The organism is Limnohabitans simekii (SeqCode), from assembly GCF_965234735.1.
Taxonomy (GTDB): Bacteria; Pseudomonadota; Gammaproteobacteria; order Burkholderiales; family Burkholderiaceae_C; genus Limnohabitans; species Limnohabitans simekii.
Window position 1 is genome coordinate 205,033 of sequence record NZ_OZ248543.1, and the last position, 23,216, is coordinate 228,248.

General features: G+C 57.7%; 29 protein-coding genes. 6 read left to right on the top strand and 23 right to left on the bottom strand.

Annotation, left to right across the window (positions count from 1 at the left end):
- Positions 1-7: 7 nt before the first annotated feature.
- From secY to AC8GFP_RS09890, 18 genes are all read right to left on the bottom strand, one after another.
- Positions 8-1,324 carry a preprotein translocase subunit SecY gene (secY, locus tag AC8GFP_RS09805; protein ID WP_506612687.1) on the bottom strand — a complete coding sequence of 439 codons (1,317 nt, stop codon included), beginning with the start codon at positions 1,322-1,324 and terminating at the stop codon, positions 8-10.
- 17 nt (positions 1,325-1,341) lie between these two features.
- Positions 1,342-1,773: a 50S ribosomal protein L15 gene (rplO, locus tag AC8GFP_RS09810; protein ID WP_506612689.1), complete on the bottom strand. Its 432-nt coding sequence runs from the start codon at positions 1,771-1,773 to the stop codon at positions 1,342-1,344.
- A gap of 9 nt (positions 1,774-1,782) precedes the next feature.
- Positions 1,783-1,968 (bottom strand): 50S ribosomal protein L30, encoded by a 186-nt coding sequence (rpmD, locus tag AC8GFP_RS09815; RefSeq protein WP_506612691.1) that lies wholly within the window; start codon positions 1,966-1,968, stop codon positions 1,783-1,785.
- A 15-nt stretch (positions 1,969-1,983) separates the two neighbouring features.
- The gene (gene rpsE, locus AC8GFP_RS09820) at positions 1,984-2,502 is read right to left on the bottom strand and encodes a 30S ribosomal protein S5 (protein WP_506612693.1); all 519 of its coding nucleotides are present in this window, start codon (positions 2,500-2,502) and stop codon (positions 1,984-1,986) included.
- Positions 2,503-2,520: 18 nt separating this feature from the next.
- Positions 2,521-2,886, bottom strand: a complete 366-nt coding sequence (rplR, locus tag AC8GFP_RS09825; protein ID WP_506612695.1) for a 50S ribosomal protein L18 — start codon at positions 2,884-2,886, stop codon at positions 2,521-2,523.
- A gap of 11 nt (positions 2,887-2,897) precedes the next feature.
- Positions 2,898-3,431, bottom strand: coding sequence for a 50S ribosomal protein L6 (rplF, locus tag AC8GFP_RS09830; RefSeq protein WP_506612697.1), 534 nt, complete (start codon positions 3,429-3,431; stop codon positions 2,898-2,900).
- 14 nt (positions 3,432-3,445) lie between these two features.
- Positions 3,446-3,841 (bottom strand): 30S ribosomal protein S8, encoded by a 396-nt coding sequence (gene rpsH, locus AC8GFP_RS09835; RefSeq protein WP_506612699.1) that lies wholly within the window; start codon positions 3,839-3,841, stop codon positions 3,446-3,448.
- Positions 3,842-3,860: 19 nt separating this feature from the next.
- A complete protein-coding gene (rpsN, locus tag AC8GFP_RS09840) occupies positions 3,861-4,166 on the bottom strand; it encodes a 30S ribosomal protein S14 (RefSeq protein WP_506612700.1) in 306 nt (101 codons plus the stop codon).
- 8 nt (positions 4,167-4,174) lie between these two features.
- On the bottom strand, positions 4,175-4,714 hold the full coding sequence (rplE, locus tag AC8GFP_RS09845) for a 50S ribosomal protein L5 (RefSeq protein WP_506612701.1): 540 nt from the start codon (positions 4,712-4,714) through the stop codon (positions 4,175-4,177).
- A 2-nt stretch (positions 4,715-4,716) separates the two neighbouring features.
- Complete coding sequence (gene rplX, locus AC8GFP_RS09850; protein ID WP_506612703.1) at positions 4,717-5,037, bottom strand: 50S ribosomal protein L24; 321 nt, start codon at positions 5,035-5,037, stop codon at positions 4,717-4,719.
- Between the two features lie 10 nt (positions 5,038-5,047).
- A complete protein-coding gene (gene rplN, locus AC8GFP_RS09855) occupies positions 5,048-5,416 on the bottom strand; it encodes a 50S ribosomal protein L14 (RefSeq protein ID WP_506612705.1) in 369 nt (122 codons plus the stop codon).
- A gap of 231 nt (positions 5,417-5,647) precedes the next feature.
- Positions 5,648-7,213 carry a glycerol-3-phosphate dehydrogenase/oxidase gene (locus AC8GFP_RS09860; protein WP_506612707.1) on the bottom strand — a complete coding sequence of 522 codons (1,566 nt, stop codon included), beginning with the start codon at positions 7,211-7,213 and terminating at the stop codon, positions 5,648-5,650.
- 87 nt (positions 7,214-7,300) lie between these two features.
- Positions 7,301-9,034 (bottom strand): ABC transporter substrate-binding protein, encoded by a 1,734-nt coding sequence (locus tag AC8GFP_RS09865; RefSeq protein ID WP_506612709.1) that lies wholly within the window; start codon positions 9,032-9,034, stop codon positions 7,301-7,303.
- Positions 9,035-9,116: 82 nt separating this feature from the next.
- The gene (locus AC8GFP_RS09870; RefSeq protein WP_506612711.1) at positions 9,117-9,425 is read right to left on the bottom strand and encodes a DUF2160 domain-containing protein; all 309 of its coding nucleotides are present in this window, start codon (positions 9,423-9,425) and stop codon (positions 9,117-9,119) included.
- Between the two features lie 18 nt (positions 9,426-9,443).
- Positions 9,444-10,256 carry a carbohydrate ABC transporter permease gene (locus tag AC8GFP_RS09875; RefSeq protein WP_506612712.1) on the bottom strand — a complete coding sequence of 271 codons (813 nt, stop codon included), beginning with the start codon at positions 10,254-10,256 and terminating at the stop codon, positions 9,444-9,446.
- Positions 10,249-11,130: a carbohydrate ABC transporter permease gene (locus AC8GFP_RS09880; protein ID WP_506612714.1), complete on the bottom strand. Its 882-nt coding sequence runs from the start codon at positions 11,128-11,130 to the stop codon at positions 10,249-10,251. Before AC8GFP_RS09880 ends, AC8GFP_RS09875 begins: the two co-directional genes overlap by 8 nt.
- Positions 11,127-12,212: an ABC transporter ATP-binding protein gene (locus AC8GFP_RS09885; protein ID WP_506612971.1), complete on the bottom strand. Its 1,086-nt coding sequence runs from the start codon at positions 12,210-12,212 to the stop codon at positions 11,127-11,129. Before AC8GFP_RS09885 ends, AC8GFP_RS09880 begins: the two co-directional genes overlap by 4 nt.
- Positions 12,213-12,216: 4 nt before the next feature.
- Positions 12,217-13,293 carry an ABC transporter ATP-binding protein gene (locus AC8GFP_RS09890; RefSeq protein WP_506612716.1) on the bottom strand — a complete coding sequence of 359 codons (1,077 nt, stop codon included), beginning with the start codon at positions 13,291-13,293 and terminating at the stop codon, positions 12,217-12,219.
- Positions 13,294-13,472: 179 nt separating this feature from the next.
- Here AC8GFP_RS09890 and AC8GFP_RS09895 point away from each other — a divergent pair, with 179 nt between their 5' ends.
- The 3 genes from AC8GFP_RS09895 to proC all read left to right on the top strand — a co-directional run bounded on the left by AC8GFP_RS09895 (position 13,473) and on the right by proC (position 16,718).
- Entirely contained in the window at positions 13,473-14,273 is an 801-nt protein-coding gene (locus AC8GFP_RS09895) for a DeoR/GlpR family DNA-binding transcription regulator (protein WP_506612718.1), read from the top strand.
- A 20-nt stretch (positions 14,274-14,293) separates the two neighbouring features.
- A complete protein-coding gene (gene glpK / locus AC8GFP_RS09900) occupies positions 14,294-15,775 on the top strand; it encodes a glycerol kinase GlpK (RefSeq protein ID WP_506612720.1) in 1,482 nt (493 codons plus the stop codon).
- Positions 15,776-15,884: 109 nt separating this feature from the next.
- On the top strand, positions 15,885-16,718 hold the full coding sequence (gene proC / locus AC8GFP_RS09905; protein WP_506612722.1) for a pyrroline-5-carboxylate reductase: 834 nt from the start codon (positions 15,885-15,887) through the stop codon (positions 16,716-16,718).
- Positions 16,719-16,751: 33 nt separating this feature from the next.
- Here proC and ubiA read toward each other — a convergent pair whose 3' ends face one another.
- From ubiA to recG, 3 genes are read right to left on the bottom strand one after another with little or no spacing between them, the layout of a single operon-like run.
- Entirely contained in the window at positions 16,752-17,681 is a 930-nt protein-coding gene (gene ubiA / locus AC8GFP_RS09910; protein WP_506612724.1) for a 4-hydroxybenzoate octaprenyltransferase, read from the bottom strand.
- A 13-nt stretch (positions 17,682-17,694) separates the two neighbouring features.
- The gene (locus AC8GFP_RS09915) at positions 17,695-18,657 is read right to left on the bottom strand and encodes a LysR substrate-binding domain-containing protein (protein WP_506612725.1); all 963 of its coding nucleotides are present in this window, start codon (positions 18,655-18,657) and stop codon (positions 17,695-17,697) included.
- Positions 18,658-18,662: 5 nt separating this feature from the next.
- Positions 18,663-20,807, bottom strand: a complete 2,145-nt coding sequence (gene recG, locus AC8GFP_RS09920) for an ATP-dependent DNA helicase RecG (RefSeq protein ID WP_506612727.1) — start codon at positions 20,805-20,807, stop codon at positions 18,663-18,665.
- Between the two features lie 79 nt (positions 20,808-20,886).
- Between recG and AC8GFP_RS09925 the strand changes: the two genes are divergently transcribed.
- From AC8GFP_RS09925 to queA, 3 genes are read left to right on the top strand one after another with little or no spacing between them, the layout of a single operon-like run.
- Complete coding sequence (locus tag AC8GFP_RS09925; protein WP_506612728.1) at positions 20,887-21,165, top strand: YlcI/YnfO family protein; 279 nt, start codon at positions 20,887-20,889, stop codon at positions 21,163-21,165.
- Complete coding sequence (locus AC8GFP_RS09930) at positions 21,152-21,460, top strand: type II toxin-antitoxin system RelE/ParE family toxin (RefSeq protein WP_506612730.1); 309 nt, start codon at positions 21,152-21,154, stop codon at positions 21,458-21,460. The genes AC8GFP_RS09925 and AC8GFP_RS09930 overlap by 14 nt, the downstream gene beginning before the upstream one ends.
- 60 nt (positions 21,461-21,520) lie before the next feature.
- Positions 21,521-22,636: a tRNA preQ1(34) S-adenosylmethionine ribosyltransferase-isomerase QueA gene (queA, locus tag AC8GFP_RS09935; protein WP_506612973.1), complete on the top strand. Its 1,116-nt coding sequence runs from the start codon at positions 21,521-21,523 to the stop codon at positions 22,634-22,636.
- On the opposite strand, the gene AC8GFP_RS09940 is transcribed toward queA, so the two are convergent.
- Positions 22,606-22,980: a type II toxin-antitoxin system VapC family toxin gene (locus tag AC8GFP_RS09940; RefSeq protein WP_506612732.1), complete on the bottom strand. Its 375-nt coding sequence runs from the start codon at positions 22,978-22,980 to the stop codon at positions 22,606-22,608. The two genes, queA and AC8GFP_RS09940, sit on opposite strands and share 31 nt — an antisense overlap.
- Positions 22,977-23,201, bottom strand: coding sequence for an AbrB/MazE/SpoVT family DNA-binding domain-containing protein (locus tag AC8GFP_RS09945; RefSeq protein ID WP_506612734.1), 225 nt, complete (start codon positions 23,199-23,201; stop codon positions 22,977-22,979). The genes AC8GFP_RS09940 and AC8GFP_RS09945 overlap by 4 nt, the downstream gene beginning before the upstream one ends.
- Positions 23,202-23,216 lie beyond the last annotated feature (15 nt).

Below are 23,216 nucleotides of genomic sequence, written 5' to 3' on the forward strand. Positions count from 1 at the left end.
CGCCCAATCAGCCACCCGGTGCCATCTTGAAGTTGGCCTTTTTGAGCAGCGATTCGTACTGCTGACTCATCAGGTAGTTTTGCACTTGGGCCATGAAGTCCATGGTGACCACCACGATGATCAGCAACGACGTGCCACCAAAGTAGAAAGGCACGTTGTACTTGAGGATGAGAAATTCGGGCACCAAACAAACGAAGGTGATGTAGATGGCACCAGCGAAAGTCAAACGCAACAAAATCTTGTCGATGAAGCGAGCCGTTTGGTCGCCGGGACGAATGCCGGGGATGAAGCCGCCACTCTTTTTCAGGTTGTCTGCGGTTTCACGGCTGTTGAACACCAGGGCGGTGTAGAAAAAGCAGAAGAAAATAATAGCCACGGCATACAACATCACATAGATGGGCTGACCGGGAGACAGCGCGGCAGAAATGTCTTTCAACCAAATCATGCTGCCGCTTGAGCTGAACCAGCTGACGATGGTGGAAGGCAACAAAATGATGGAAGAAGCGAAGATGGGGGGAATGACACCGGCCATGTTGAGCTTCAAAGGCAGGTGCGACGACTGTCCACCATAAACTTTGTTGCCCACTTGACGACGCGCGTAATTGACCAAAATTTTGCGTTGGCCGCGTTCGACAAACACCACGAAGTAAGTGATGGCAGCAACCAGCACCACGATCAAAAGTGCCACGATGATGCTCATGGCGCCTGTGCGCACCAATTCAAGCAATCCGCCGATGGAGCTGGGCAAGCCTGCCGCGATGCCCGCGAAGATGATGATGGAAATGCCATTGCCCAAACCACGCTCGGTGATTTGTTCGCCCAACCACATCAAGAACATGGTTCCTGCTGTGAGAGAAACCATGGCGGTCATGCGAAAGCCAAAACCGGGCGTGATAACCAAGCCCGCTGACGATTCAAGCGCAATGGCAATGCCCATAGACTGGAAAATAGCCAAACCCAAAGTGCCGTAGCGGGTGTATTGGGTGATTTTGCGACGACCAGCTTCGCCTTCTTTTTTCAAGGCTTCCATGCTGGGCACCACATACGACATCAACTGCATGATGATGGATGCAGAAATGTAGGGCATGATGCCAAGCGCAAAAATACTGAAGCGCGACAAAGCGCCACCTGAGAACATGTTGAACAAACTCAGGATGCCGCTTTCCTGTCCCTTGAACAACTGTTGAAGTTGGTTCGGGTCAATGCCCGGTACAGGGATGTGCGTGCCGATGCGGTAAACCACCAAGGCCAACAACAAAAAGACCAGGCGGCGACGCAAGTCACCGTACTTGTCAGTTTTGCCTATGGATGCGTTGGTTGCCAAGTTGCTGCTCCTGAACCTTAAGCGACTGCGCCGCCAGCGGCTTCAATGGCCGCCTTGGCGCCAGCGGTGGCACCAATGCCGCTCAATTTCACAGCACGAGAAATCTCACCAGTCTTGATGACCTTGACCACTTTGGCCATTTGGCTCACCAAACCAGCGGTTTTGAGCGCCAACACGTCGATGTCGGTGATGTCCAAAGCTTGCAGGGATGTGAGCGTGACTTCTTCGTTGTATTTCAGGCTTTGCGATTTGAAACCGCGCTTGGGCAAGCGACGTTGCAAAGGCATTTGACCGCCTTCAAAACCCACCTTGTGGTAGCCGCCCGAGCGTGATTTTTGACCTTTGTGGCCGCGGCCTGCGGTTTTACCCAGACCCGAACCAATACCACGGCCAACACGGCGGCGGTCTTTGCGGGAGCCATCTGCGGGCTTGATTTCATTGAGTTGCATGGCTGACCTTTAGAGAACTTTGACCAGGTAGCTGATCTTGTTGATCATTCCGCGCACTGCAGGTGTGTCTTGCAGTTCGCTGGTGCTGCCGATTTTGCGCAAGCCCAAACCACGCACGGTGGCGCGGTGGGATTCTTTGGTGCCGATGGGGCTGCGCACCAATTGCACTTTGACAGTTGAGGTAGATGTGGACATGTCGTGGCTCCCGGATTAGACGAAGAGGTCTTCGACGTTCTTGCCACGCTTGGCCGCGACTTCAGCGGCGGTGGTGGATTTGATCAACGCATCAAACGTGGCGCGAACCATGTTGTAGGGGTTGGATGAACCATGGCTTTTGGCCACGATGTCGGTGATGCCCATGACTTCAAACACGGCACGCATGGGGCCGCCAGCAATGATGCCCGTACCCTTGGGTGCGGGGGCCATTTGCACGTTGGCCGCGCCGTGGTGGCCGGTGACGTTGTGGTGGATGGTGCCGTTTTTCAAAGACACTTTGTGCATGTTGCGACGGGCTTCTTCCATCGCTTTTTGCACAGCAGCAGGCACCTCTTTGGATTTGCCTTTGCCCATGCCCACGCGGCCATCGCCATCACCAACAACAGTGAGTGCGGCGAAACCGAGGATGCGTCCACCCTTGACAACTTTGGTCACGCGGTTGACCGCGATCATTTTTTCCTTCAGACCGTCGTCACGACTGTCGTCTTGCACTTTTGCTTGAACTTTTGCCATGTTATTTATCCGTGTCTGTTAGAACTGCAAGCCGGCAGCGCGTGCGGCATCTGCCAAGGTTTTGACGCGACCGTGGTAGGCGAAGCCCGAACGGTCGAAAGCGACTTTGTCGACACCAGCGGCTTTTGCTTTTTCAGCAATGCGTGTGCCGATGATTTGAGCTGCAGCCGTGTTGCCACCTTTGCCCACAGCGCCCAAGCTCTTGCGCACATCGGCTTCAGCGGTTGAAGCGGTGGCAATCACTTTGGTGCCGTCGCCGGAGATGACGCTGGCATAGATGTGTAAATTGGTGCGGTTGACCATCAAACGCGCCACGCCTTGTGTGGCAATGCGGATGCGGGTTTGACGCGAACGGCGCAGACGCTGCTGTTTTTTGCTTAGCATATTGCAGCTCCTTATTTCTTCTTGGTCTCTTTGATCGTGATCTTTTCGTCCGAATAACGGATGCCTTTGCCTTTGTAAGGCTCGGGTGGACGAACAGCGCGAATTTCAGCAGCGATTTGACCCACACGTTGGCGGTCAGCGCCTTTGATGATGATTTCAGTGGGCGCAGGCGTCTCGACTTTGATGCCAGCAGGCATGTCAAAGTTGACGGGGTGCGAATAACCCACAGCCAAATTCAATTTGGCACCTTGGGCGGCGGCTTTGTAGCCCACGCCAACCAGGTTGAGCTTTTTCTCAAAGCCTTTGGTGACACCAACCACCATGTTGTTGACCAACTGACGCAAAGTACCGCTCATGGCATTGGCTTCACGTGTTTCATTGGCAGCCTCGAAAGTGAGTGTGTCGGCTTGACGCACCACCTTGACCAAGGCGTTGTTGGCGATAGACAACTGACCACCAGCGCCTTTGACGCTGATGTGTTGTTCGTTCATGGTCACATCCACACCTGCGGGGACTGTGACGGGCATTTTGGCAACTCGGGACATGTTTCGTTACTCCCTTAAGCCACGTAGCAAAGAACTTCGCCGCCCACGCCCGTGGCGCGTGCTTTGCGATCGGTCATCACACCTTTGGGGGTGGTGACGATGGCCACGCCCAAGCCGTTCATGACTTGAGGAATGGCGTCGTGGCCTTTGTACACACGCAAGCCAGGGCGAGAGACGCGCTCGATGCGCTCAATCACAGGACGACCTGCGTAGTACTTCAAAGCAATTTCCAGCTCAGATTTGCCATCTTCAGTTTTGACGCGGAAGCCATCGATATAGCCCTCCTCTTTCAACACCTGAACAATGGCCATCTTGACCTTGGACGCGGGAACCGACACGGTCGGCTTGGCCACCATCTGCGCATTGCGAATACGCGTCAGCAGGTCGGCAATGGGATCACTCATGCTCATATTGAATTTCTCCTGCCTGTTACCAGCTGGCCTTGGTGATGCCGGGAATGTTGCCTGCAAAGGCTAATTCACGGATCTTGGCGCGACCCAAACCAAATTGACGGAAGGTGCCACGAGGGCGACCGGTGATTTCGCAACGATTGCGTTGGCGCGTGGGGTTGGCGTTGCGGGGCAACTTTTGCAAACCCAAACGTGCCGCAGCGCGTTCTTCTTCGCTGCGTTTGATATCGCTGGCAATCGCTTTCAGTTCCGCGTGTTTTTTCGCGTACTTGGCGACCAGTTTGTCTCGCTTGAGCTCGCGCTCGATCAAAGCTACTTTAGCCACAGGGCACCTCAGTTCTTGAACGGGAAACGGAAGGCGGCGAGCAGTGCTTTGCACTCATCGTCGGTCTTGGCCGTGGTGGTGATGCTGATGTTGAGGCCACGCAGGGCATCAACTTTGTCGTACTCGATCTCTGGAAAGATGATTTGCTCTTTCACACCGATGTTGTAGTTGCCACGACCATCGAAGGCGCGACCAGAAATACCGCGGAAGTCACGCACACGGGGCAGGGCCACGGTGACGAAACGGTCCAAGAATTCGTACATGCGCACACCGCGCAATGTGACCATGCAACCAATGGGTTGTTGTTCGCGGATTTTGAAACCGGCGATGGCCTTGCGAGCTTTGGTGACGACGGGTTTTTGACCGGCAATTTTGGTCAAGTCGCCCACAGCGTGGTCCATGACTTTTTTGTCCGCCACGGCTTCGCTGACACCCATGTTCAAGGTGATTTTGGTCAGACGAGGCACTTCCATGGGGGATTTGTAGCCAAACTTGGTGGTCATCTCGGGGACCACTTTTTCACGATAGTGTTGTTGGAGTCGTGCCATGTTCATGCCGCCTTGATGACTTCGCCGCTGGATTTGAAGATGCGAACCTTCGAGCCATCGGTATTGATCTTGATGCCCACGCGATCGGCTTTGCCGGTGGTGGCGTTGTAAATAGCGACATTGGACTGGTGAATAGGCATGGTTTTTTCAACGATGCCACCAGTGGTGCCAGCCATGGGGTTGGGCTTGGTGTGTTTTTTCACCAAGTTGATGCCCTCGATGACGAGGTGCGAATCATCTTGACGCAATGCCACCTTGCCACGCTTGCCCTTGTCGCGGCCTGCGATGACGATGACTTCGTCGCCTTTGCGAATTTTGTTCATGGTCTGGTCCTTAGAGAACTTCGGGCGCCAAGGACACGATCTTCATGAAGCGCTCGGTGCGCAGTTCGCGCGTGACCGGGCCAAAGATACGGGTGCCAATGGGCTCCAATTTGGCATTGAGCAAAACGGCAGCGTTGCTGTCGAACTTCACCAACGAGCCATCGCCACGGCGAATGCCTTTGGCGGTACGCACCACCACAGCACTGTAAATCTCGCCTTTTTTGACGCGGCCACGGGGGGCGGCTTCTTTGATGCTCACTTTGATGATGTCACCAACGCTGGCGTAGCGACGCTTGGAACCGCCGAGCACCTTGATGCACAAAACGGACTTCGCTCCGGTGTTGTCGGCGACCTCTAATCTGGATTCTGTCTGGATCATTTCTTCTTCCCAACTTGTACCGCGCCTCAAAACCCCCAATGGGCTTTAAAAACTCGATCAGTCTTGGGCCCGTCATCTCCACAGCAAACCATTTGCTGTGTGTTTGTTTGGGCGTGATTTCCCTGCCGTTTGAAAAGCAGAGCCTGCTATTGTGCCACAGTTTCTTGGCCTGCCGCTTGGTTGACGTATATTTCTTTTCAGTTGGTCATCACAATACCAAGGCAAAAGCGCTCAATCGGCCAAAGTGTAACGCTCAGCCAAAGACAAATAGTCTGAAAGTTTTACTTGCTTGCAGCCTTCTTCAGCCAACAAGGCCGCCACTTGCGCGGCCACCCCCATGGACGCTTTGGCGTCCAAAAACAAAAGCCGGGATCGCCTGGCCAGCACATCCTCGACGGTGCGGGCAAATTCAAAACGAACGGCAAACCGCACCATGGCTTCGCTCAAACCGGGCAGCAGCAAGTGGTCTGCGCCAGGCATTTCTGCCACCAAACTCTGTTCATTTCCATAAAGATGCAGACCTTGCGGTGCCGTCAAACTGACAGGTCGCCCGAGAAAGGCACCTGCGCCTTTGAACACCGCCGCCGGGTGTTGCGGTTGCAAGGGGGCCGACAACAACTGGCTGGACACACATTGCGACAAAACGTCTTCGGCCATGGCGCGGTAAGTGGTCCATTTGCCGCCGGTGACGGTGACCAAGCCGCTGCGGCTGACGCTCACGGAATGTTCTCGGCTCAAGCCCTTGGTGCTGACACCCTCTTCTTGCGTGGGTTTGACCAGCGGGCGCAAGCCCACCCAGACACTGCGCACATCGCTGCGCTGGGGCGGTTTGGCCAAGTAGCGGGCCGATTCGCCCAAGATGAACGCCACTTCTTCCTCGAACGCCGCCGGTTCACGCGGCATGTCACTGCGCGGCGTGTCGGTGGTGCCCAAGATCACTTTGCCCAACCAAGGCACGGCAAACAACACACGGCCATCGGCGGTTTTAGGCACCAGCAACGCATGTTCGCCAGGCAGAAAAGAACGGTCCACCACCAGGTGCACCCCTTGACTGGGGGCGACCATGGGTTGGACCTTCAAACCTTCGGTCGATGCATCCATTTGCCGCAATTGATCGACCCACACTCCGGTGGCGTTGACGATGCAACGGGCTTGCAATTCAAAAGATTGGCCGGTTTCCTCGTCTTGACAGACCAAGGCGCTCAACTGGCCTTGCGACTGCTTCAATTGCGTCACAGGGCAGTAATTGACCAGCAAAGCACCCGCCTGGGCGGCGGTGCGGGCCAAACTGATGGCAAAACGGGCGTCGTCAAACTGGCCGTCCCAGTACTGAACGCCGCCATGCAAGCCTTGGGCTTTCAATCCAGGAATGCGCGACATCACTTCTGTACCGCTTAAAAATTCAGTTCGGCCAAGGCCGTCGGCGCCAGCCAAAAAATCGTACAACTTCAAGCCAATGCCGTAGAAGGCGGTTTCCCACCAACGGTATGACGGCATGACGAAGGGAATGGGTTGCGCCAAATGCGGCGCGTCGTGCAACAACACCGAGCGCTCGTGAAGCGCTTCACGGACCAAGGCCACGTTGCCCTGGGCCAAATAACGCACACCACCGTGCACCAACTTGGTGGAACGTGATGACGTGCCTTTGGCGAAATCATGCGATTCGAGCAAGACTACTTTGTAGCCCCGCAGGCTGGCTTCAAGTGCCACGCCCAGACCAGTGGCACCACCACCTATCACCGCCAAATCAAAGCTTTGGGGGGCAGCCAACTGTTGAAGAAGTTCTGAGCGGTTCATGGGTGACTGACCAAAGAGGGGCCTGCAGCAAACTGGCCACAGGCCCTCACAACACAAGACACCGCTTGCGCGGTGTCCCGGTTTGGTTTAGCGAACGCGACCTGCCTTCCAAGCATTGAGCAGCGTTTCATAGGCGATGGTTTGGCCTTTGGGTTTCTCGTTGGCCAGCTTGGCCCACGGCGCCGCTTTGTCACTCAGGTACTTGGCTGGATCGCCTTTCGGGTTGAGCTTGGGTGCACAACGGGCCATGCCCGCACGCTCCAAACGTGCCATCACGTCGTCCATCTCATTGGCCAGGTTGTCCATGGCTTGCTGAGGTGTTTTTTCACCGGTGACGGCCACCGCCACGTTCTTCCACCACAGCTGCGCCAGCTTGGGGTAGTCAGGCACGTTGGTGCCGGTGGGTGTCCAGGCCACACGCGCTGGGCTGCGGTAGAACTCCACCAAACCACCGAGCTTGGGTGCCATTTTGGTCATGGCATCCGAACGGATGTCGGACTCACGGATTGGCGTCAAGCCGACGATGGTTTTCTTCAGAGACGTGGTTTTGGCTGTCACAAACTGCGCATACAACCAAGCAGCCGCTGTTTTGTTGGCATCGTGGTCTTTGAAGAAGGTCCATGAGCCCACGTCTTGGTAGCCGTTTTGCATGCCCTGCTTCCAGTACGGGCCGTTGGGGCCAGGAGCCATGCGCCACTTAGGTGTGCCATCGGCATTCACCACCGGCAAACCAGGCTTGGTCATGTCGGCTGTGAACGCGGTGTACCAGAAGATTTGCTGGGCAATTTGGCCTTGAGCAGGCACGGGGCCGGCCTCACCAAAGGTCATGCCGATGGCTTCCTTCGGTGCGTATTTCTTCATCCAGTCCACGTACTTGGTGAGGGCGTAGACAGCAGCCGGTGAGTTGGTGGCACCACCACGCGCAACAGAAGCGCCTTGGGGGTTGCAACCATCGGCGGAAGCGCGAATGCCCCACTCGTCAACAGGTCGGCCATTGGGGATGCCGATATCAGCCGTACCCGCCATGGACAACCACGCATCGGTGAAACGCCAGCCCAGTGACGGGTCTTTTTTGCCGTAATCCATGTGGCCATAAATGGGCTTGCCGTCGATGGTTTTCACGTCATTGGTGAAGAACTCGGCGATGTCTTCGTAGGCGCTCCAGTTCAAAGGCACGCCCAAGTCATAGCCATATTTGGCTTTGAATTTGTCTTTGATGTCCTTGCGTTCAAACAAGTCGGCGCGGAACCAATAGAGGTTGGCAAATTGTTGATCAGGCAATTGGTACAGTTTTTTATCAGGGCCGGTGGTGAAACTGGTGCCGATGAAATCTTTGATGTCCAAGCCAGGATTGGTCCACTCTTTGCCAGGACCCGCCATGTAATCGGTCAGGTTCATGATCTTGCCGTAGCGGTAGTGGGTACCAATCAAGTCAGAGTCTGAAATCCAGCCGTCGTAAATCGATTTGCCCGATTGCATGGAGGTCTGCAATTTCTCCACCACGTCACCTTCTTGGATCAGGTCGTGTTTGACCGTGATGCCGGTGATTTCGGTGAAGGCCTTGGCCAAGGTTTTGGATTCGTACTCGTGGGTGGTGATGGTCTCTGACACGACGGAAATTTCTTTCACGCCTTTGGCTTGCAGTTTTTTGGCCGCTTCAATGAACCACTTCATTTCAGCCATCTGCTTGTCTTTGGACAAGGTGGACGGCTGGAACTCGTTGTCCACCCATTTCTTCGCTTCAGCCTCGCCCGCCCATGCGCTGTGTCCCAGCACCAAGGCTGCAGCGGCAAAAGCAATTGCACGGTATTTCAATTTCATGCCCGTCTCCTAAAAAATTCCCCTTGCTCTGAGAAAACACGTGTCTTGGGGAAGTTTCAGACCGTGTCATGACTTGGTTGAGCTAGCCCTTGCGCATCACAAGAACCAGCCAAACCGCACTCGTTGCAGTGGCCCACCAAATCGTGGGCTCCTCGCTCAATCCAAACCAAACCAACATCTCGCCCGCCAAGCCGACGAACATCAGGTGCAGATAGGCCGCCCCCAACAAACCAATGAACAAGCGATCGCCCCGGGTCGTCACCAGGGGGAGCCAGCCTTTGCGAGCCACGGTGGGCGAGCGACGCTCCCACACCGTCATGCCGATCAACATCAGCACGATGCAGCTGAAAAAAATCGCCACTGGCGTGGTCCAAGCCATCCACTCAAGCATGGTGCAAGCTCCTGAAGTTCATACACGCCCCATGGCAAAGCCTTTGGCGATGTAGTGCCGCACAAACCAAATGACGATGGCGCCGGGCACGATGGTCAGCACGCCTGCGGCCGCCAAGGTGGCCCAGTCCATGCCGGACGCACTGACGGTGCGGGTCATGGTGGCCACAATCGGCTTGGCGTTGACGCTGGTCAGGGTCCGCGCCAGCAACAACTCGACCCAGCTGAACATGAAGCAGAAAAAGGCGGTGACGCCCACGCCGGCTTTGATGAGCGGCAAAAACACCTTGATGAAAAAGGCTGGAAAGCTGTAGCCGTCGATATAGGCGGTTTCATCAATCTCGCGTGGAATACCGCTCATGAAGCCTTCCAAAATCCACACCGCAAGCGGCACGTTGAACAGCAAATGCGCCATGGCCACGGCGATGTGCGTATCCATCAAACCCACGGTGCTGTAGAGCTGAAAAAATGGCAGCAAGAAAACGGCGGGTGGAGTCATGCGGTTGGTTAGCAACCAGAAAAACACATGCTTGTCGCCTAAAAAACGATAACGGGAAAACGCATAAGCAGCAGGCAAGGCCACCGTGAGCGAAATGACCGTGTTGATGCCCACATAAATCAAGCTGTTGATGTAGCCGCTGTACCAAGAGGGGTCGGTGAAGATGGTGGCGTAGTTGGCGAAGGTTGGCTGGTCAGGAAACAGCGCAAAGCTGGACAAAATTTCCTCGTTGGTGCGCAAGCTCATATTGACCATCCAGTAGATGGGCAACAACGCAAACACGATGTAGAGCAGCAAAAACAGGTTGCGCTTTTTGAAGCGGCGCTCATCCATGGTCGTGCTCCTTGGCCTGGGTGCCCACGCTTTGCATCCAGTTGTAGAGGATGAAGCACAGCAACAAAATGATGAGGAAGTAAATCAAGGAGAACGCTGCCGCCGGGCCTAAATCGAACTGCCCCACGGCTTTTTGCGTCAGGTATTGACTCAAGAAAGTGGTGGCGTTGCCCGGACCGCCGCCCGTCAAGACAAACGGCTCGGTGTAAATCATGAAGCTGTCCATGAAGCGCAACAACACCGCAATCACCAGCACGCCGCGAAGCTTGGGCAGTTGAATGAATCGAAACACAGCGAACTTGGTGGCACCGTCAATTTGCGCAGCTTGGTAATACGCATCTGGGATGCTGCGCAAACCGGCATAGCAAAGCAGGGCCACCAAGGGTGTCCAATGCCAGATGTCCATCACCAACACGGTCAGCCATGCGTCGCGGGCGTTGCCCGTGTAGTTGTATTCAATCCCCAGTCCCTGCAATGAAGCGCCCAGCAAGCCAATATCAGCTCGGCCAAAGATTTGCCAAATCGTGCCCACCACGTTCCAAGGGATGAGCAGTGACAAGGCCACCAACACCAAGGTGATGGACGCTTGCCACCCTTTGGCTGGCATTGACAACGCCAGGGCAATGCCCAGCGGGATTTCAACCGCCAAGACCGCCAAGGAAAAGATCATTTGGCGCCCCAATGCATCATGCAAGTCTTGGTCGCGCATGACCGCGGCAAACCACTCGGTGCCGACAAACACGCGGCGTTCAGGTGAAATGATGTCTTGCACCGAGTAATTGACCACGGTCATCAGCGGCAAGATGGCCGAGAAGGCCACGCACAGCAACACAGGCAAGATCAGAAGCCAAGCTTTTTGGTTGACGGGCTTCATGCGATCAACTCCTCGCGTTCGTAAAAACAGCTGTGCGCACCCAGCACTTGCAGGTACACGGTCTGCCCCACAGTTGGCGGCGCGTGTTCTGGTGACAAGCGCACCCGCAGCAACTCGCTGCCGCATTGGGCGGTGAGCAAACCACTGGTGCCCAGGTCTTGCCAGCGCAGCACCTGCGCGGGTAAGCAGCCTTCAGCGGCTTGGGCGTGCAGGCTGATGTATTCCGGGCGCACGCCGAGTTTCAAGTCTTGGGTATGGGCCAAGGCCAGGGCTTGCGCGGGTGACAAAGTCAAGGTTTGACCGCCAATGTGCAGCAGCGCGTCTTGGGCCATGGCTGGTAAAAAATTCATGCCCGGCGAACCGATGAAGTGCCCCACAAAACTGTGCGCGGGGCGCTCGAACAAAGCTTCGGCATTGCCCACCTGCACAGCTCGGCCACGTGTCATGACCACCACTTCTTGAGCAAAGGTGAGCGCTTCCACCTGATCGTGGGTGACGTAAATCAAGGTGTGCTTGAGTTCTTGGTGCACCTGCTTGAGTTTGCGGCGCAGTTGCCATTTCAGGTGCGGATCGATCACGGTGAGCGGTTCGTCAAACAAAATCGCCGCCACATCCGGGCGCACCAAGCCTCGCCCCAGCGAGATTTTTTGCTTGGCGTCAGCCGACAAACCCGCTGCACGCTGATTCAGTTGGCCATTGAGTTCCAGCATCTCGGCAATCTGACCCACGCGTTGGCGGATTTGCGCCTCAGGCATGTGGCGGTTGCGCAGCGGAAACGCCAGGTTCTCAGCAACAGTCATGGTGTCGTAAATGACGGGGAACTGAAACACTTGGGCGATGTTGCGTTGTTGCGGGGTTTTGTCGGACACATCTTCGCCATTGAAAAGCACTTGCCCATGCGAGGGCTTGACCAAGCCCGAGATGATGTTGAGCATGGTGGTTTTGCCGCAGCCTGAGGGGCCGAGCAAGGCATAGGCGCCACCGGCTTGAAAGCTCATCTTCAAGGGCAACAAAGCGTAATCGCTGTCTTGCTGGGGATTGGACCCGTATGCATGGGCCAGATCCAGGTCGATACGTGCCACCATCTCAGCGCCCCCCTTGCGGCGGTTTTTGGGGAGCCAGCAACAGGCCCCCAGCGGGTTCAAACACATAGGCGTCCTGCGGATCGACGTACACGCTGATGGCTTGGCCGATGGCAAACCCATGGACACCGGTTATTTGCATGACCAACTCGATGCCACTGCAATCCAAGTGCACAAAGGTGTCGGTGCCGGAAATTTCCGCCAGTTGCACCCGCCCCGGCATGGCCACGTCGGCCGGGCGTTGCTCGGTGCGCAAAGCGGTGGCTCGCCAGCCCAATTGCACCGGACCACTGTGCGCGAGTTGGTGCAGCGCGAGTGTGCTGCCGTTGTCCAAGCGCCATTGGCCGTTTTGAGGCGTGGCTTGCAGCACATTGATGGGCGGGTCGCTGAAAGCACGGGCCACATCCAAAGATTGGGGCTGGCGAAACACCTCCAAGGTGGGCCCGTATTGCAGGACACGGCCCTCTTTCATGACCGCGGTGTAGCCGCCTAACAGCAAGGCTTCGCTGGGTTCGGTGGTGGCATACACCACGGTGCCACTGCCAGCTTCAAACAACTGGGTCAGGTCTTCGCGCAGTTCTTCGCGCAGTTTGTAGTCGAGGTTGACCAAGGGCTCGTCGAGGAACATGAGCGGTGCGCGTTTGGCCAAGGCCCGGGCCAAGGCTACCCGCTGCTGCTGGCCGCCCGACAACTCGGCGGGCAAGCGTTTCAAGAAAGGGTCGATGCGCAGTCGCTTGGCCATGGCTTGGACTTGCTCGTCGATGTTGCTGTCACCACGCAAACGCAAAGGTGAAGCGATGTTGTCGTACACGCTCATGGACGGGTAGTTGATGAATTGCTGGTAGACCATGGCGACATTGCGATCCCGCACCCCAACGCCGGTGACGTTGCGCCCATCGACCCAAATCTGGCCGGTGCTGGGCAGGTCCAAGCCCGCCATCAAGCGCATCAGGCTGGTTTTGCCAGCCTGCGTGGCGCCCAGCAATACCGTGACCGCATTCGGAACCAGCGCCATGTCAACGGGATAGACATGCACCTGACCGGCTACGGTTTGGCTGATGTTGTCGAGTTTCAAAGTCATCGAGGAAGGGTGGGTCAGGGACTGGAACAACTTGTCTTGCAGACAAGTTTTGGCATGCGGGAAATTTTCTTTTCTTTTCGCATTCTTGTTCGGTTTTGTTTTAATTGATTCGGTATTTTCCCTAAGTTGGTGCCATTCGAAGATGGTTTATGGTTGCCCGAACCCCCAAAACACCACCCATGAACCCCAACCCCCGACAAACCGAGTTGTTGGCCTTGGTACAAGCCCAAGGTGCCGCCTCTATTGAGTTTTTGGCCGAAACCTTCTCAGTCACCCTGCAAACCGTGCGCCGGGATGTGCAGCGTTTGGCCGAGGCGGGTTTGTTGTCGCGCTTTCATGGCGGCGCTCGCATACCCAGCTCGACCACCGAAAACATCGCCTACCGCCAGCGCCAAGCGCTGTCCTTGGACGGCAAAACCCGCATCGCCAAAGCCATTGCCGCCAGCGTGCCGCATGGCTGTTCACTCATCATGAACATCGGCACCACCATGGAAACCGTGGCCCGCGAGTTGCGCCAACACCGGGGCTTGCGGGTCATCACCAACAACCTGAATGTGGCGCAAATCATGAGCGACAACCCGGACTGCGAAGTCATCGTCACTGGCGGCGTGGTGCGCGGCGTGGACCGCGGCATCGTCGGTGAAGCCACGGTCGACTTCATTCGCCAGTTCAAGGTGGACATAGGCCTGATTGGCATCAGCGGCATCGAGGCCGACGGCACCATGCGCGACTTTGACTACCGCGAGGTGAAAGTGGCCAAGGCCATCATTGAGCATTCGCGTGAAGTGTGGCTGGCCGCTGACCACACCAAATTCAACCGCCCGGCCATGGTCGAATTGGCGCATTTATCCCACATCGACCGCTTGTTCACCGACGCCCTGCCGCCAGAGAGCTTTGTGCAGTTGCTCGAGCAATCTGGGGTGGAGTGCACCGTGGCCGATGAAAGCAAAACCCCACCCGCCTTGTCCTTGGTGGGTTGAATCCCTCACAGCTGCCCACCATGACCTACATCCTGGCCCTTGACCAAGGCACCTCCAGTTCCCGCAGCATCGTCTTCAAGCCCGACGGCTCGGTGCTGACCGTGGCGCAACAAGAGTTTCGGCAAATCTACCCACATCCTGGCTGGGTCGAGCACGACCCACAAGAAATCTGGACCAGCCAGCTCGCCACGGCCCGCCAAGCCTTGCAACAAGCGGGCATCAGCGCGGCCCAAGTGGCGTCTTTGGGCATCACCAACCAGCGCGAAACCACGGTGGTCTGGCGGCGCGACACCGGCCAAGCCATTTACAACGCCATTGTTTGGCAAGACCGACGCGCCGAGCCCGAGTGCCTGCGTTTGCGCGAAGCGGGTGCAGCGCCCTTGGTGCAGCAAAAAACCGGGCTCCTGATTGATGCCTATTTTTCTGCCACCAAATTGCAATGGATTTTGAACAACGTGGCGGGTGCCCGCGACATGGCGGCACGCGGCGAATTGGCGTTTGGCACGGTGGACAGTTGGTTGATGTGGCAACTCAGCGGCGGCGCGGTACATGCCACCGATGTGAGCAACGCGGCCCGCACCATGCTGTTCAACATCCACAGCAACCAATGGGATGACGAGTTGCTGAAGCTCTTGGACATCCCCAAGTCGGTGTTGCCCGAGGTGCATCCCTCGGCCAGTGATTTTGGCCACACCCAAGCGCAATGGTTGGGCCATGAACTGGCCATCGGCGGGGTGGCGGGTGACCAGCAAAGCGCCTTGTTTGGCCAAGCCTGTTTCCAAGCCGGTCAGGCCAAAAACACCTACGGCACCGGCTGCTTCATGCTGATGCACACTGGAAACCAGTTCCAAACCAGCCACAACGGGCTCATCACCACCAGTGCCGCCCAAGCCGACCGCACCCCCGCGTATGCCTTGGAAGGCTCGGTCTTCATTGGCGGTGCGGTGGTGCAATGGCTGCGCGATGGCTTGCGCGCCTTTGACAAAAGCGCCGATGTGCAAGCCTTGGCCGAGAGCGTGCCCGACTCCGGCGGCGTGGTGTTGGTGCCCGCCTTCACCGGCCTGGGTGCGCCCTACTGGCAAGCCGATGCACGCGGCGCGATGGTGGGCTTGTCGCGCGGCACCACCATGGCCCACATCGCTCGCGCCGCCCTGGAAAGCATTGCGTTTCAAAGCACCGCGCTGTTGCAAGCCATGAACCGGGATGCCGCCCAGCCGGTCACCGAACTGCGCGTCGACGGCGGGGCTTGCGTCAACAACCTGTTGATGCAGTTCCAAGCCGACTTGCTGGGCATCCCCGTGTTGCGCCCCGAAGTGATTGAAACCACGGCTTTGGGCGCGGCGTATTTGGCCGGATTGAGCGCAGGCATTTACCAAAGCCCGCAAGAACTGGCCCAGCATTGGCGGGTTGAACGCCGCTTTGAGCCGCAGATGTCGCGCGACCAAGCACAGGCGCTGATGGCGCATTGGGAAAAGGCTGTGCGCCAAACTGTGGCGGCCTGACACAAACCCACTTGCAGCACTGGATTGGGTTTTCTGCGAATGAGGCTGCGCCACTTCGTGTTGCACCGACAATGGCGGCCTGTCTTTTCAGCTTGCTTCAGGATTTCTCATGACCACTGTCCTTCCCGCTTTGTCGCCCATCACCTTCATCGGCGGGGGCAACATGGCGCAAGCCTTGATCGCTGGCCTGCGCAAACAAGGCACGGCGGCCGACAGCATCCGCGTGGTCGAGCCCTTGGCCAGCACCCGCCAACTGTTGATGGACCAACATGGGGTGCAAGCCCTGCCGCAAGCCAACGACAGCCTGAGCGACTCGCAACTCGTGGTCTGGGCGGTCAAACCGCAACTGTTCCAAGACGTGGCGCAGCCTTTGAAAGACCTGTTTCCAAACGCCCTGCACCTGAGTGTGGCGGCTGGGATTCGCAGCGACAGCATCAGTCATTGGCTGGGCACGGAGCGGGTGGTGCGTGCCATGCCCAACACCCCGGCCTTGGTGGGTTTGGGTCAAACCGGTTTGTATGCGCGTGGCGCGGTCGGCACCGCGCAACGCCAACAAGTAGAAGCCTTTCTGCAAGCAGTGGGGCAGTCGATTTGGGTCAGCAGCGAAGACTTGCTTGACGCCGTCACTGCTGTGTCGGGCTCGGGCCCCGCCTATGTGTTTTATGTGATCGAAGCCATGGTGGCGGCAGGTGTGCGCATGGGACTCACCCCGGCACAAGCCCACCAGTTGGCGGTGGGCACCGTGGTGGGTGCGGCCGAACTGGCCCGCGCCAGCTCTGAGCCCCCTGCTGTGCTGCGCGAACGCGTCACCTCCAAAGGTGGCACCACCCATGCGGCCATCAGCAGCATGCAAGCCGATGGCCTGCCCGCATTGTTTGAAAAAGCCATGCTGGCTGCACGGGACCGCGCCGTCAGTTTGGGCGATGAACTGGGCGGCACCTGAGTTTCCATCCAACGGCTGTTGGTATCGACGGGCCTAACGCAGGTGCAAGCCCCAGGCGATGCCGGCAAACACGGTGGCGCCCAGCCAATGGTTCATGCGAAACGCCCTGAAGCAACCCTCGCGCTCGCGTTTGTAAATCATGCCGAAATGCCAGAAAGCTTGAACGCCAGCGATTTCAATGGAAAACCATTGCGGCCAGCCCAGGCCTTGGTCGTGCAGCAGCCACAGGTTGCCCAACAGGTAGACCGCGTAAAAACCCATCACGGCCGGGACGTCGTAGCGCCCCAGGGTGATGGCCGAGGTTTTCATGCCAATGCGCAAGTCGTCGTTGCGGTCCACCATGGCGTACTCGGTGTCGTAGGCCAACACCCAAAACAAGTTCACCAACAACAAGCCCCACGCCAACGGCGGCACCGCGTTCCACACGCCTTCGATGCTGAGCGGGCCGCCATGGACAGCGGCAAACGCCATCGGAATGCCAAAGCTGAAAGCCACGCCCAGCACGGCTTGCGGCATGGCCACGAAGCGTTTGGCATAGGGGTAGGCCAAGGTGACCGCCAAGGCCACAAACGACCAAACGATGGTGACCGCGTTGGTGGTGAGCACCAAGCCAAAGGCACACAGCGCCAACACCGCGCCTGCGGTCAGCGCTTGGCGCACTGACAAAGCCCCCGAGGTGACGGGACGCTTGGCGGTGCGTTCCACGTGCTTGTCAAATTCACGGTCCGCCACATCATTGATGCAACATCCCGCGCTGCGCATGAGGATGGTGCCCAGCACAAACACGCTCAGCAAATGCCAGCCCGGAAAGCCGCCGCTGGCCAACCACAATGCGCCCAAACTAGGCCACAACAACAAGAGCCAACCAGCGGGGCGGTTCCAGCGGATCAAATCAAGATAAAGCGACAGTGCGCTGCGAGTTGTGTTGTCTTTATTCGGGACTTCTGTCGTGGTTTCAGTCATGGCAACAGGCTGGTCAGGTCAAACGGTGAACGCCCGGCAATTCGCTGGCCACGATGGCGTTGCGCAAGGCGGCGATGGCTTCATAGCGGGTGAAACTGCGCCGCCAGGCCAGCACCACGCGGCGGGTTGGGGGTTTCTCGTTGCCCTCAACCACGGGCAAATAACGCACATAGGTGTCCAGGGATTTTTTCTTTTTACCGGTGGCCAACAAAGCGTCTTTGGGCACGCTCAATCGCGGCACCAAGGTCACGCCCATGCCTGCCGCCACCATGTGTTTGATGGTCTCCAAAGACGAGCCTTCAAAGCTTTTGCGGATGCCCTCGGTGTCACTGGAAAACCGCGCAAATTCGGGGCACACCTCGAGCACATGGTCGCGGAAACAATGGCCATTGCCCAACAGCAACATGGTTTCGGCTTTGAGCTCGGTGGCGCTGATGGACGCGCGCTGCGCCAGCGGGTGGTTGCTGGGCAGCGCGGCCATGAAGGGTTCGTCGTAAAGCGGCGCCACCGCCAAACCGGTGTCTGGAAATGGCTCGGCCATGATGGCGCAATCGATCTCACCGGTGCGCAGCATCTCCAGCAATTTCACGGTGAAGTTCTCTTGCAACATGAGCGGCATTTGCGGCGATTTGTCGATGCTGTGGCGCACCAACTCGGGCAGCAAATACGGCGCTATCGTGTAGATGACGCCCAAGCGCAGCGGCCCCGACAGCGGATCTTTGCCGCGCTTGGCCAACTCCTTGATGTTGGCGGCTTGCTCCAACACGCTTTGCGCTTGGCGCACAATTTCTTCGCCCAAGGGTGTGACTGTGACCTCGTTGGCATTGCGCTCGAACAACTTCACCTGCAGTTCTTCTTCCAGGTTTTTGATGCCCACCGACAGCGTTGGCTGCGACACAAAGCAGGCTTCGGCAGCGCGGCCAAAGTGCTTTTCGCGGGCCACCGCCACGATGTATTTCAGTTCGGTCAATGTCATGGGTGTCAGGCTTTCAGAAAGTCGGATTTTCCACCCAACCAACGCTCCACATGGCGTGCCGCCAAGGTCGGGTGTTGGTCGAGCATGGTGGGCGCAAGTTGCCGCGCCCAGTCCAACAGTTCATGGTCCACCGTCAAGTCGGCAAAGCGCAGCATGGCCGCGCCCGATTGCCTTGCTCCCAAAAATTCACCTGGGCCACGGATGTCCAAATCGCGCCGTGCAATTTCAAAGCCGTCGTTGGTCTCAGCCATGGCCCGCAAGCGTGCCCGCGCCGTGTCACTCAAGCGGCCATGCTCGCCCAGCGAATACAAGAGCACGCAGGCCGAGGCGGCCGCGCCACGCCCGACCCGACCGCGCAATTGGTGCAACTGGCTCAGGCCAAAACGCTCGGCGTGCTCGATCACCATCAGCGAGGCATTGGGCACGTCCACACCCACTTCAATCACTGTGGTGCTGACCAACACACCCATTTGTCCCTGCACAAACAGCGACATGACCGCCTTCTTCTCGGCTTGCGGCATGCGCGAATGCAGCAAACCGATCATGACGCCCGGCAGCGCTTCGCACAGGGCTTGGTGGGTGTCGGTGGCGTTGCGCAGGTCCAGTGCTTCGCTTTCTTCAATCAGCGGACACACCCAGTAAATCTGCCGTCCTTCGGTGAGTTGCACGCGAATGCGCTCGATGATTTCATCGCGGCGGCTGTCGGCCACCAGCTTGGTGACGATGGGTGTGCGCCCGGGCGGCAACTCGTCGATGGTGGAAACATCCAAATCGGCGTAGTAGCTCATGGCCAGGGTGCGCGGAATGGGCGTGGCACTCATCATCAGCAAATGCGGTTCGCGCGGGATGGTGTTCGTGTGGTCGCCGGCACTGAAGGCACCGCCTGCCTCGGTGGGGTTGGTTTGCTCGTCCGAGAGTTTTTGCCGCAGCGCCAAACGCTGCGCCACGCCAAAACGGTGTTGCTCGTCGATGATGGCCAGCCCCAGGTGTTTGAACTGCACCTTGTCTTGAATGACGGCGTGGGTGCCGACCACCAAGGCCGCTTGGCCGCTGGCCACCAGCGCCAGCATGGCGTCGCGTTCTTTTTTCTTTTGGCTGCCGGTCAGCCACGCCACTTGCAAACCCAGCGGGGCCAACACCGGCGCCAGCCAACCCACCAGTTTGGCGAAATGCTGCTCCGCCAATATTTCCGTGGGTGCCATCAAGGCGCACTGCCAACCTGCGTCGATGCACTGCGCAGCCGCCAACGCGGCCACCACGGTTTTGCCCGAGCCCACATCGCCTTGCAACAAGCGGTGCATGGGTACGGCACGCGCCACGTCATTGGCAATTTCAGTCACCACCCGCTGCTGGGCCTGGGTGAGTGTGAACGGCAAGGCAGCGTGCAATTGCGCCAACACCCCTTTGGGGCTGTGGCTGTGCGCCAGCACTGGGGCATTCAGCAACTGCCGCTCGCGCTTGGCCTGCAACTGCGAGAGCTGTTGCGCCAGCAATTCTTCGGCTTTGAGCCGCTGCCAAGCCGGGTGCGTGTGGTCTTCCAACTGCGCCAAAGACACATCGGGTGTCGGGTGGTGCAAAAACTGCAGCGCCTGCGCCAGGCCCCAACTGTGCGGCGGCAAATGGTTGGCGGGAATGGTTTCGGCAAAGGCTTGGCCGCGCAACGCGTAGGCCAAGCCGCCCAGCACGGCTTTGCGCAAATAGGCTTGCGGCAGCTCGGCGGTGCTGGGATAGACGGGGGTGAGCGCTGTGGCCAGTGCGCCGCCCGCAGCTTGCACTGTCGGATGCATCATGGTGCGGCCCATGAAGCCGCCGCGCACCTCGCCGCGCAAACGCACTTGGCGGCCGACTTCCAGCGCCTTTTGCATGTTCGGGTAAAAGTTGAAAAAACGCAGCGTGCAGGTGTCGCTGCCATCGTCCACCACCGCTTGCAATTGGCGGCGCGGCTTGAACACCACTTGGCAGCTTTTCACCACCGCTTCAATTTGAATCACCTCGCCATCGCGGCTGTCTGCCAGCTTCACCAACTGGGTTTCATCCTCATAGCGCATTGGCAGGTGCAGCGCCAAGTCCACCGGGCGCAGCAAACCCATTTTGCGCAAGGCTTTTTGCGGCAGGGACAAGGGTTTTCGCTCGGGCGTTGGGGTGGGCATGGCTGTGAGATTGTGCCTGCTGATGTGCACAGCGCACATCGCGCATTACAATTGCATCACAACCTGGAAGGCCATGACCATGAAAACATCCACCTTGCCCGCGATTCGTGTCAACCCTGAGCTTCGCGAAGCTGCCGAACGTGCTTTGCGCCCCAACGAAACACTCTCCAAACTCATGGAAACAGCCCTCGAAAACACCATTGCCCAACGCGCAGCAGACGACGAGTTTGTGGCCAGAGCCTTGCGCTCTTCTCAATCTGCGCGTCAAGCCAACCAATACATTCCTGCAGCTGAAGTTTTGAGCAAGCTCGATGGGCTGATTTCAGCTGCCCAGAAAAAGAAGAATGCCGTCGTTTGAAGTCCGCTTGACCAGCGATGCTGAAGAAGATTTGCTTCGGCTGTTCAATTTCTTGCTCGAATTGGACCTTGAGTTGGCCATCCATTCACGACACGCCATTGAACAAAGTTTTTCCTTCTTGGCGCATTCGCCCTTCACTTGTCGCAAAGCCTCTGCTGGCGCATTGGGTCCCTTTGTCAGGGAGTTGCTGATTCCTTTTGGCGCCTCTGGTTATTTGGCTTTGTTTGAAATCGACGATGCGCAACATGTCACCATCTTGGCGGTCAGGCACCAGCGCGAAGACGATTACCACTGACGGGCATGCCACAATTTGCGCCTCCTTCACTTGGAATGGGCCCGTCCGGCCCTCAAGCACATGCCTCCTGCAGCAGCCTCTCGCCCCTTCGCTTTAAGCGACTTCGACTTTCACCTCCCCCCTGAACTGATCGCCCAAACGCCGGCACCCGAGCGCAGTGCCTCGCGTTTGCTGGATGGACGCAGCAACAATTTCACCGACCGCAGCTTCAAAGATTTGCCCGACTTGCTGCAACCCGGCGACCTGCTGGTGTTCAACGACACGCAAGTGGTGCCAGCGCGATTGTTTGGCGAAAAACCCAGTGGCGGTCAACTGGAGCTGTTGGTCGAGCGGGTGCTGCCCGACACCGATGACGCCGCACACCAGGTGGTGGCGCACATGAAGGTCAGCAAAAAACCGCCGGTGGGCACGGTGCTGCAGATGTTCAACCAAGCGGGCACCGCCCCTGTTTTTGAAGCCACCTTGCTGGGCCGTTGGCCGCATGAGGATGGACCTTTGTTTCGGTTCAGCTTCAGCGCCGAGCCTTTGGGCTTGATGCGCGAACACGGCCACGTGCCGCTGCCGCCCTACATTGCACGGGACAAACACAGCATGAACCCCGAGGACGTGGCGCGTTACCAAACCGTGTTTGCCAAACACCCCGGCGCGGCTGCAGCTCCGACCGCAGCGCTCCATTTTGACCAAGCCTTGCTTGATGCTTTGCAAGCCATGGGGGTGCATCGCGCCAGCGTGACTTTGCATGTGGGCGCAGGCACGTTTTCGCCGGTGAAAACCGAGAACTTGAGCGAGCACCAGATGCACAGCGAGTGGTACAGCATTCCCCCTGAAACACTGCAAGCCATCACCGACTGCCGAGCACGTGGCGGCCGTGTGGTGGCAGTGGGCACCACCACGGTTCGCACCCTGGAGAGTTGGGCGATATCAGGGCAAACCGAGGGTGACACCACCATCTTCATCACGCCCGGTTTTGGGTTCAAGGTGGTGGACCTGCTCATCACCAATTTCCACTTGCCCAAAAGCAGTTTGTTGATGTTGGTGGCGGCCTTCGCGGGCTTTGAACCCATGCACGCGCTGTACCAACACGCCATTTCACAGGGCTATCGTTTCTTCAGCTATGGCGACGCCATGCTGCTGAGCCGACAAGCTCAGGGTTTGGGTACATACGCCACGCCCTGAAGTCCTTGGTAATCCGCATCCTGCGTCCACAACGTGGCTTGCTGTGCAATGGCCATGGCGTACATGGCTGCATCGGCCATCGCAAGTTGGTGTTTTAAGGACAACTCGGCGGCGGCAATGGCCATGGCATCGTCGAAATGGATGATGGGAACGCGGCGCATCAAGTTCAAGCAGGTGTCGCGCAAGTCTGTGGGCAGTTTGCGTGACAACAACCGATGAACTTCGTACAGATTGATGCTGGTGACCAACAAATGGGCTTGGTTTTCGATGATGGGTTTGAATTGGGGACCGTTTGGACCCGCCAAAAAAAACTCAATCCAGCCAGAGGCATCGACCATGTTCATGCGTGATCCTTGTCGGGTTCTTTGGATGGCTCGATGTCACCCAAGTCGTAGCCTTTGAGGATGCCGTAATAAGCGCTCATCGGGAGCAAAGGCGTGATCACAATTTCTTTGCCCCGCACTTCAAACTGAATAGGTGAGCCCGGCTCTATGCCCAGCTGGGTCCGCATGGCCGCAGGCAAAGTGACCTGTCCTTTGCTTGAAACAACTGCATTGCTTGACATATTCAGTCTCCTTTA